Below are 10120 nucleotides of genomic sequence, written 5' to 3' on the forward strand. Positions count from 1 at the left end.
TTCTCAATATCCCATCGTGCTCTTATTATTTTAAACAATGTCTTAAGTGCCATATCCATACAAGTCGTTACAATCATTATCTGGGTGCGCTTCTTGTCTTTATGTTTAATCGCAAATTTTACAAAACCGCAACGGTTGCGCCACGTTGTCCATAGTAAATGTTGACTCGTAAACTTTAACTTCCTCAAATCCCTTTTCATCTTCCCAAACATCAACTGCCTCCGACTTATTTACCCTCTTTTTTGCTAACCGCAAACTGTTGTTATTATTATTTTTTGCTCGGACAATTACATCAATACCTAAATTCTTGCAGTGGTTAATCCAGATGGAATTACAAGCCAGGGCATCATAAACCACAACATCCATTAAGTTTTTATGACTCTTCCTGACGTTTGTAATCAGCCTCTTCCCTACGTTCAACTCTCCTTCATCCTTTGAAGCTGAATCTTGTCCGGGCTTGTACATCTCAAAGCCAATAACCAGTTTGGGACCAATCCCTACTGTTGACATGACAGCGCCACTATGGAAGCAATGAGTCTTCTTGCCTTTGTTATTTTTCAAGCATTCGGGACAGCTTTTCTTATTGCTTCCGAAGAATTTTGTTCCATCGATAGCGACCACAGTGTATCCGTCAATTGTTCTGTTTTCAAAAACCTTATTCTCAACTGCTTTTTTGATTATGTGATGATTGATTAGTTTTAGTCCGTTAATATCAACTACTTTAAGTGTATCTCTGATTGCATCAACCTGTGGCAGCTTTGTTCCTCGGGGAAACAGTTTACAAAACTCATTATTCTTAATCATGAAATTTAGCTCATTAAAGCTTTTTATCCTAAGTAAAAAACCAAAAAGCACAGGCAGAATAACTTGGCCTGTGCAATAAGTGGGGTTAACTCTTCCGTCAGATAGTTTATTCAAACCACGCTCAAGTTGGTAGACGTTCTTCATATATCTCACAAATTTCACGAAGTTATTTTTTTGCATTTCATCCTCTCTCTCCCACTGATTTTAGCAGAATGAAAGGTCTGACAAAAGCTTGTAAACTCCGAATTTGATACACTTTTGAAATCGGTAAAAATACCAGTGAAATCAATAGTTTGATTGTGGTAGAGGCTAAAGTGCTGAGGCGCCTGCCGTGATCTTCTTGAAGTAGTGGATGATCGTCATGGCAGAAAGTCCATCGCAATCTCTGCCCAACTGCCAGTGGCTAACTGGCACGATCTCTTTGAAGATGCTACCATTGCTGATGCAGTACTGGATAGGCTGGTCAACAATGCCCACAGAATAGAGCTAAAAGGCCCAGCTTGAGACCACACAATCCTCAAATGAAGGAGGTGATAGCGCAACTGAATAATCTATGTTAAACTCCATGCAATGAGGTGCCGGCCATTGGCCGGATGAGATAAGAACGCTGGCCGGATACCGTAGGAACGGTGTCCGGATAATTTAGGAATGCTAGGTCGGATGGCACGGGAACACCGGTCTGAATTAACGAGAATAGCCACCTCGATTTAACAATTGCTAAATCGAGGCTAATTTTCTGTTAAAAACTTGTGATTTTAAATGCTAATACTATGCTGAAAAGTTGCTATTTTGCGGACTAATTTAACTTTTTCACTCCAAAACTGAACCCCTTATAGTTAATTATAAGGGGTTCAGTTTTGGAGTGGAAAACTCTTTTTGACAACAGTTTTAGCAGAGAATTAGCATTAAAATAGCAATAATCTACCCTGAAAACCTTGCTAATAGCGGCTTTGCCCTAGAAATAGCAGATTCTCGACATCAAAATAACAGAAATTTAGCGGTCGAAATTATTTATTTCTGGAGAGAAAAACTTGCTAAAATCTTGCGATTCGTAATGTTAAAAATGTGCTAAAATGGTGCTAGAAATTTGCTATTCCTGTTTATTTAGCCCTAAAAAATTCCGAAAATACAAGTATGATATTTTATGGAGACTACCCGTAAAAAACAAAACAACAGGTTGCTATAACTATGCAAAAAATACCTGTTATATAGCTTCGCTCACCAAGAGATTTTAATGTATTAATTGTTGTCGATCAACAGTTTGCGGCATTTTTTCTAACCAACCAAATTCAATGGCTAATTCTGCTGCATCTTTAGCAAAACTAAGTTTTTCAGCCATAAACCTCAGCATAGTTACCCCTATATCTTTACGGGCCACAGTAGAAACTGCTTCCCCATAGGATGTTGCCATAAATGCTGTAACTGCTGTCGAAAGATTAAGTATTAAACGGTCACTCACTCCTGATTCTGTGGAATCGGTTATAAGTATATCGGATATAGATGGACGCGGTACGTCTTGCTCAGTTAGAATGTGGCCCAAAGAGTCTAACTGTTTATCTGCAATATCTCTAGCCTTTAATAATAAAATCTTAACCTTTTCAGACTTAACCACCTGACAACAACCTTCATGAAACTGCCTTATTAATTGTTTTATTTCCATAATTGAATAGATATGACCAATTTCCACAGCAGTTAATGGTCTTTGATTTCTGAAAAAGCCAAAATATGAACCAAAGAAATCTTTATCAAGAACTTTTTCTGCACGATGTGGTTGAACAATGGATGGATGCTTTTGAAGTATTCCTTTAGACAATAATATTTCAGTATATTTTCTATGACGGTCGGCAGCAGTTTTTAACTGGTTGTGGAAATAATCTTGAAAATCTGTCCGATAGGACGAGGTTACGGCAGGAACTAAGAATTGTATCAACATTCGTTGCATCATTCTCGTGAAGAGCAATTTGAAGGATTGAGAAAATAGAACAGGAGCATTTATGTCTATGTCTTCTTTAACAACGAATCCCATGGGAGTTGGATAATTAATTGACTTTAAAAGTCCCTCTGTTTCTTTCCATGCGTTAGATGCTGCATCTAATTCCATTTGTAATGCACTTTTAATTTCAGGGTCAGTTGCCTCATTAACCCATTTTGTTAGATAACAAGTAGAAATATTAGCCGCTAAGTAATTGTTCCATAAGAATCCGACTTCAGATGAAGCTGGCATTAAATCGGTCAAATTATGATGCACAGTACCGAAGCCAAATGGAACTTGTTCTGTTACTCCCTGATTGTCTCGCTGAATATTTGGTTGATTATCGTTCATTTAAAAATTTCTCTCCTTTCCATATTATTATTTCCTGATTTAATTTTTATCATTCTTAGTAATACATGCTCCCATAAAGCACCAATAAAAACAGCCGACTTTTCGATATAAAAATCGGCTGTCTTAGTGTTAAAATTTTGCGATTTGGCATGTTGAAAATCTGCTAAAAGTATGCGATTTTGCTTGCGATTTTTGATTTTCCACTCCAAAACCAGCAATTTAGCCTCTGTATCAATTTTGCAGGCGTTTGGATTGAATCTTAAATACTTCGTATTTTAGGCTCCCATTCGCTTAATTCTAGCAAAAAAGGATACACCTTCCCCTACCCCACAATTTTAGCTTCCTATTTACATGCACAACTTCTATGAACTTCTAAACACCAATTCACCCCGATACTGAAAGAGATATAGTCCTTTTAATAAAAGCCTTACTATTTCCCGTTGAGTTGTATATTGGTTTCTCAGTCGTCTAACCAAAAATAATTGCATGATATTTGATGCCATAAAGATCAAATATAGCACAGCTTCCACGGCATTACCTCCATGGACAAAGCAATGCTCCAAGCCACATTCACGTTTCAAGTTATTGAAAATCGAATTCTCAATATCCCATCGTGCCCTGATTATTCTAAACAAGGTCTTCAGTGTCATATCCATACATGTTGTTACGGTCATGATCTGTGTGTGTAACATGTTCTTATGTTTTAGTGCAAATTTTACGAACCGCAGCGGTTGCTCCACATTGTCCATCGTGAACGTTGACTGGTAAACTTCTACTTTCTCAAATCCTTGTTCATCTACCCAAACCTCACCAGCCTCCGTCTTATTCACCACCCTTTTTGCGAATTGCAAACTTCTATTATTATTGTTTTTGGCTCTGACAATTGTCTCAATCCCGAGATTTCTACAGTGGTTAATCCAAACGGAATTACAGGCAAGTGCATCATAAACAACAACATCAATTAAGTCCTTATGACTCTTTACTACGTTTGAGATCAGTCTTTTCCCTACGTTCAGTTCTCCTTCGTTCTTTGAAGCAGCATCTTGTCCGGGCTTGTATGTCTCAAAGCCAATAACCAGTTTAGGTCCATTCCCTACTGTTGACATGACAGCGCCACTATGAAAGGAATGGGTCTTATTGCCTTTAGTATTTTTCAAGCATTCTGGACAACTTTTCTTATTGCTTCCGAAAAATTTTGTTCCATCAATTGCAGCCACAGTATAACCGTCAATTGTTCCGTCTACAAAAACCTTATTCTCAACTGACTTCTTTATAATGTGATAATTAATTTGGTTCAGGCCGTTTATATCAATGACTTTAAGCGTGTCTCTGATCGCATCAATCTGAGGCAGTTTTGTTCCTCGGGGAAACAGTTTACTAAACTCATGATTCTTTATCATAAAATTCAGCTCATTAAAGCTTTGTACCCTAAGCAAAAAACCAAAAAGCACAGGCAAAATAACTTGACCTGTGCTATAAGTTGGGTTAACTCTTCCGTCAGAAAGTTTATTCAAGCAACGATCAACGTGGTAAACATTCTTCATATAGTTTACTAATTTTGCAAAATAGTTCTTTCTCATTTCATCCTCTCTTTCCTACTGATTTTAGCAGATAGAGAAGTCTTACAAAAGGTAAATCTCCGAATTTGATACCCTTTTGTAAGAGGTAAAAATGTCTGCGGTATCAATGCTTTGACAGTGGTAGGGGCTAAAATGCTGCAAGCCTATATTGGATAGCATTGGAGCGTGGGGCGCGAAATATCTCGAGGCGATGGATGAAAAATCGAATAGCTAATATTTTTAACAAACAGAGTCCATCGCTCAGTAACCAATTTTTCCGAGAATCAAGACGGACAAACTCAACAACTGAAATAATCTACCTCAAAGTAAAGCGGACGCTATATGATTATACGGCGTCCGCTTTACTTTGAGGTAGATTATAAGAATAATGGGAGTTTAAGGAACAGACATGAATGTGAGTTTATAGGCGCCCAACTCAATAAAGCAGCTTGTAACGCTTACCTTGAGAGTCACTTTAATTTTCCTATTGTTTCGTACTCAGATTTTGACATTCCCACTTGAGCCTTATATTCTAAAGTGGTTTAATATAAATATTTTTAGATAATTCTTTAAGCCTCTCTACATCTAGTATATATATTCTTTTATCCTCACATTTTATAATTGATTTTGATTCCATTTCTTTAAGCGTTCTATTTAAATGTCTATAAGTTGTTCCTAAGAATTGAGCGATTTCTAAATATGATGAATTCAAAATTATATAATTTTTATCTGTTATATGCTCCACTAAATAGCTAGACAATCTATTAATGAGTGGATATACGAAATTGTATGAAATATTGTTAATAGTTGCATAAAGCTTTTCACTTAAAGAGTCAATTAAATGGTGTAAAAGTTTCGTATTATCAAAATACTCTTTTCTAAGTATATCTGAAGGTATTGCTAGCAAATAAGTATCCTCTACTGCATTAATATTACAAAGGATAGGAATATCTTTTAAAAGTTCTAAATCTCCTATAGTATTAAAATCTCTGTAAAACTTTAAAAGCATGGAATTTCCATTTTCAAAAGGATAAAAAACTTTAATTTTCCCCTCTACAAGTAGATAATAATATTCAAGCTTAGCCTCTGCCTCTAATATATATTCCTCTTTTTCATAAAAATGAAGTTTTGCATAGTTTAAAATCTCCTTATCAAATAGATTTTCTATATTGTGCTTTTTAATATAATAGTTTAATAAGTTATTATCCGAAATCCTTCTCATAAATCCTCCTAACCTGACCTATGTCATGTTCTACTTCATATAAATATATTATTTTATGTATAAAGGATCGTAAAGCATAGGAGTGAAACATAATGAAGTTTAAATACGGTCTAAATGAAATCCCCCCTCTGGGGCATCTTCTGTTATTTGGCTTACAGTGGCTTGCAATTATCATTCCCATCATCCTTATCATGGGGACTGCGGTGACAAGCCTTCATCCCAGCGGGATAGTCCTTCAAGTAGTCTATATCCAAAAGCTATGTTTTATTGTGGCAGTAGCCTTATTTTCGCAGGTGGTCTGGGGACACCGCCTTCCTATAATCATCGGACCAGCGACGGTATTTTTGGTAGGTATGGCAGCAGGAGGGGGGAATAACCCTGAGGCGGTTTACACCTCGATCCTCTTAGGTGGTCTTATTTTAGCAGTTGTGAGTATTACAGGGTTGTTCGCCCATCTAAAAAGGCTTTTTACATCAACGGTTGTAGCCGTAATATTAATTCTTGTTGCCCTTACCCTTACGCCCATGATTCTAAATTTAGTTACCGCTCCAACCCCCCATGCCAGTTCTTTCGCAAACTTGTGCTTTTCTTTAGCTATGGTATTCTGCATGTTTATCTCGGCAAGGTATTTACGAGGCTTGTGGAAGTCAACACTCGTCTTTTGGGCAGTTATCGTGGGAACTATATCTTACCTTCTCTTGTTCTCCACGTCACCTCTTCCAACCAACGACCTTCAAATCGTTGATATATTTTGGAAAGGTTTACAGCCTTCTTTTGTCTTCGATTCAGGTGTTTTCCTCTCTTTTCTGATATGTTATCTTGCGCTCTCTGTTAACGATCTAGGATCAATTCAAGCCGTCGATGAACTCCTCAAACCAGATAATATGCCAAAAAGGATCACTAGGGGCGTCACAGTGACTGGATTAGTCAACGTATTGGCAGGTTTCTTTGGCGTCATCGGGGTTGTCAACTTTTCATTCAGTCCGGGAGTTATTATCTCTAGCGGAGTTGCTTCTAGATATACTTTGCTTCCTACAAGTCTGATCCTATTAGTTTTATCCTTCCTACCAAAAACAACCGCCATTCTAGGGAGCATACCTTCCGTGGTCATTGGCAGTTCTATGATTTACATTATGTGCTCCCAGATCGCGGGGGGCCTTCAGATAGTTCAGAGCCAGAACTATAAATTTGAGTATGGGCTTATAGTTGGTCTTCCTATAATCCTTGGTGTTATCGTATCCTACCTACCACCAGCGGTTCTTAATACTTTCCCCATTATTTTAAAACCAGTATTAGGGAACGGCTTTGTAGTCGGAGTGATAACAGTTCTGATTATGGAGCATATCGTGTTCCCCCGAAAAGACTAATTACAAAGGACTACCTTGGCCAAGACTTAAAATTCGCAAAGAATAACAGTGCCCTCATTTTAGGCGTGGTCGATCTTAGGCGAGCGAGGTATCCTGCTTCATGTTTGTACGTTAAGGATAGATATTGGCACCATGGTCGCGCAATGACTATATAGTATAGCTCTATTGGGGTGAGTCCATCCGAATTCATTTTGAGGAAGGATTTCCTAACCGATTGCTCATGAACCAACCAGGAATAACCAGGGGTGTCATCGACGCCTGATTAAGAGAGTATCAGAGAAAAGAGGAGATTTTATCACTGATAAGAGTAAATCACGTTGAACCTATACCCCGGATAAAGTTGGAGGCAGCAAGGTTACATGTGGTACAGAATGGACCTACTATGCAGAGTTCCAGTTAATTTATTTTATGGGGAGCGAAAAATGAGTTATAAAATATTACTATTTGATTTAGATGATACATTGCTAGATTTCGGCGCTAATGAGATTGATTCGTTAAACAAATTGTTTCATCTACATGGATATACTTTTTCGGATGAGCTGTTTCGAGTATACGATTCCGTCAACAAACAACTGTGGACTGATTATGAAAATGGAAATATTGCATTAGATGAAGTATTGAACTCAAGGTTTTCAGAAACCTTGTTGAAATTGGGCAAAACTGTGGATGGTATGGAATGGGAAAATCAATACCGAGAACTTTTGGGCAATGGTTATCAACTGATGGACGGAGCTTTAGAACTGTGTCAGAGCTTATCTGTGTCGCATCGACTGTTTGTCATTACAAATGGAATAACAAAAACTCAGATAAAGCGTTTGAAACATTCAGGACTATATAGATTTTTTGAAGACATATTTGATTCTCAAAGCATTGGATTCCAAAAGCCATCAAAAGATTTTTTTGATTATGTGATGGGTCATATAAACGATTTTAAAATCTGGGAAGCGCTTATTATAGGAGATTCTTTAAATACCGATATAAAAGGCGGCCTTTTGTCAGGAATTGATACATGCTGGATCAATAGAAGATCGGAAAAATACTCTACTGAAATTCAAAGTACATATACGATCACAAGTTTAGCGGAATTATGTGACAGTTGCGACCTTGAGCATAATGCGTAGTGATTCACTATTCGTTTTAGTCTTTTTATGTGGGTTGAATGAGACGGAATTGACTTGGAAATTAACTTACAATTATCCTACAAATGCCGCCCACCTACATAGAGGATTGACGGCATTTCTACTAATGGTTTTAAGAATTAGGGGAACTTGGCTTGCACCGCAATATCAGAAAATTACGTTTACAGAAAATGAGAAACGTTTACGAGTTTGATTTCGATTTATCAAGTTTAATTTGTTCTTCACCCCATAAAGACAATTCATTTAATGTAGGTAGTAAAGCTTTACCTCTTTCTGTTAAAGCATATTCAACTTTAGGAGGAATCGTTTCATATTGGATTCTAACTATAAGATTATGTTCTTCTAATTCTTTTAAAGATTTTGTAAGCATCATATTGGTAATACCTTTAACTTTTCGTTTTAATTCATTATATCTAATGAAATCATTTTGAAATAAGTACCACATTATAGGCAGCTTCCACTTTTGTCCAATAATATCTAATGCGTATATAAGGGGGCATTTGGTTTCGTATATATTATCGCTAGGGAATTCTCCATTGCAATCCGTATCATTATTCATAGTCGCAACTCCTTTAATTTATTTGGTATACTTTCTATACTAACACAGAAAAAACTGCATACTTGTATCTTTATTACCTTATGTTATATTAATCATAGCAGAAGAACAAGAAGAAAACACTAAAAATATATAAGGAATGGGAGCAATATAATGAAAGTTTATGCTATCAACGGGAGTCCAAGAAAGAATAAAAATACAGCTACATTACTTCAAAAAGCTTTAGATGGAGTAAAAGAAGCTGCAAAAGACAAAGAAGTTGAAACTGAAATCATTAATTTATATGATTTAAACTATACTGGGTGTAAAAGTTGCTTTGCCTGCAAAAGACTTGGAAGTAAAAGTTATGGGAAATGTGCTATAAAAGACGATATTTACGAAGTTTTAGAAAAGGTATCTCAAGCTGATGGGCTAATTTTTGGTTCTCCAATATATTTTAGTAATATAACAGGTCAATTATTGACATTTCTAGAAAGACTATTATTCCCTTATTTGGTGTATGATAAGAATTATTCTACAATTCCACCAAAGAAGATGCCAACAGCATTCATTTATACAATGAATGTTTCAGAAAATCTTATGGAACAAGTTGGTTATCCAGAAGCCTTTAATAAAATTGAATATACTATTGAACGCACATTTGCAAAACCATTAGTTATGTATTCTAATGATACTTACCAATTTGATGATTACTCAAAATATGAATCTAGTGCCTTTTCCGAAGAAGCAAAAGCAGCACATAGAAAAATTCAATTTACTTTAGATTGTCAAAAAGCATTCGAACTAGGTGCAAATTTAATAAAGTAATATAAAATAAGGTGAATAACTCCCTTTGAAATATTTTGGTTCAATTTAATATTTCAAGGGAGTTTTATATTTAGTAATCAATACACTATGGCTTAAAAACCATTTAAGACCTTTAATACAACTGAACAATTAATGGAGGAATTAAGTTCCCATTATCCTACAAATTGGAATTTATTGTATGCGTATTTAGTTTAGACATCAGTAAAATAAAAGTAATAAATTAACAAATCCCCACAGATGAGTTTCCTGTGGGGATCAGTGTAATTGTCAAAACCTATGCACTTGAGTAAAGAAAAAGCCCAACCCAAAGGTTGGACATGAATTCCTATTTTTTAGTTTTGTA

9 protein-coding genes and 1 pseudogene are annotated in these 10120 nt (G+C 36.2%); 4 read left to right on the top strand and 6 right to left on the bottom strand.

What is annotated here, in order from left to right; translation table 11 throughout:
* Positions 1 to 105: 105 nt before the first annotated feature.
* Positions 106 to 948 carry a hypothetical protein gene (locus E4K68_RS21285; protein WP_243450472.1) on the bottom strand — a complete coding sequence of 281 codons (843 nt, stop codon included), beginning with the start codon at positions 946 to 948 and terminating at the stop codon, positions 106 to 108.
* Positions 949 to 1134: 186 nt separating this feature from the next.
* Here E4K68_RS21285 and E4K68_RS20020 point away from each other — a divergent pair.
* Positions 1135 to 1308: pseudogene (locus E4K68_RS20020) on the top strand (ATP-binding protein); the annotation flags it as partial.
* Positions 1309 to 2035: 727 nt separating this feature from the next.
* On the opposite strand, the gene E4K68_RS20025 reads toward E4K68_RS20020, so the two are convergent.
* The 4 genes from E4K68_RS20025 to E4K68_RS20040 form a co-directional block, all read right to left on the bottom strand.
* Positions 2036 to 3127, bottom strand: a complete 1092-nt coding sequence (locus E4K68_RS20025; protein WP_135380839.1) for a DUF3231 family protein — start codon at positions 3125 to 3127, stop codon at positions 2036 to 2038.
* Positions 3124 to 3336, bottom strand: coding sequence for a hypothetical protein (locus E4K68_RS20030; protein WP_135380842.1), 213 nt, complete (start codon positions 3334 to 3336; stop codon positions 3124 to 3126). The genes E4K68_RS20025 and E4K68_RS20030 overlap by 4 nt, the downstream gene beginning before the upstream one ends.
* 153 nt (positions 3337 to 3489) lie before the next feature.
* Positions 3490 to 4671 (bottom strand): transposase, encoded by a 1182-nt coding sequence (locus E4K68_RS20035; RefSeq protein ID WP_243450473.1) that lies wholly within the window; start codon positions 4669 to 4671, stop codon positions 3490 to 3492.
* 547 nt (positions 4672 to 5218) lie between these two features.
* Positions 5219 to 5908, bottom strand: a complete 690-nt coding sequence (locus E4K68_RS20040; protein WP_135380844.1) for a helix-turn-helix domain-containing protein — start codon at positions 5906 to 5908, stop codon at positions 5219 to 5221.
* Between the two features lie 92 nt (positions 5909 to 6000).
* Here E4K68_RS20040 and E4K68_RS20045 point away from each other — a divergent pair, with 92 nt between their 5' ends.
* Positions 6001 to 7275 (top strand): solute carrier family 23 protein, encoded by a 1275-nt coding sequence (locus tag E4K68_RS20045; RefSeq protein ID WP_135380846.1) that lies wholly within the window; start codon positions 6001 to 6003, stop codon positions 7273 to 7275.
* 422 nt (positions 7276 to 7697) lie between these two features.
* Entirely contained in the window at positions 7698 to 8396 is a 699-nt protein-coding gene (locus tag E4K68_RS20050) for a YjjG family noncanonical pyrimidine nucleotidase (protein ID WP_135380849.1), read from the top strand.
* Between the two features lie 199 nt (positions 8397 to 8595).
* Here E4K68_RS20050 and E4K68_RS20055 read toward each other — a convergent pair whose 3' ends face one another.
* Positions 8596 to 8973 (bottom strand): helix-turn-helix domain-containing protein, encoded by a 378-nt coding sequence (locus tag E4K68_RS20055; RefSeq protein WP_135380851.1) that lies wholly within the window; start codon positions 8971 to 8973, stop codon positions 8596 to 8598.
* A gap of 150 nt (positions 8974 to 9123) precedes the next feature.
* Here E4K68_RS20055 and E4K68_RS20060 point away from each other — a divergent pair, with 150 nt between their 5' ends.
* Entirely contained in the window at positions 9124 to 9777 is a 654-nt protein-coding gene (locus tag E4K68_RS20060) for a flavodoxin family protein (RefSeq protein WP_135380853.1), read from the top strand.
* The last annotated feature ends 343 nt before the right edge of the window (positions 9778 to 10120 follow it).

Source organism: Desulfosporosinus sp. Sb-LF, assembly GCF_004766055.1.
Classification (GTDB): domain Bacteria; phylum Bacillota; class Desulfitobacteriia; order Desulfitobacteriales; family Desulfitobacteriaceae; genus Desulfosporosinus.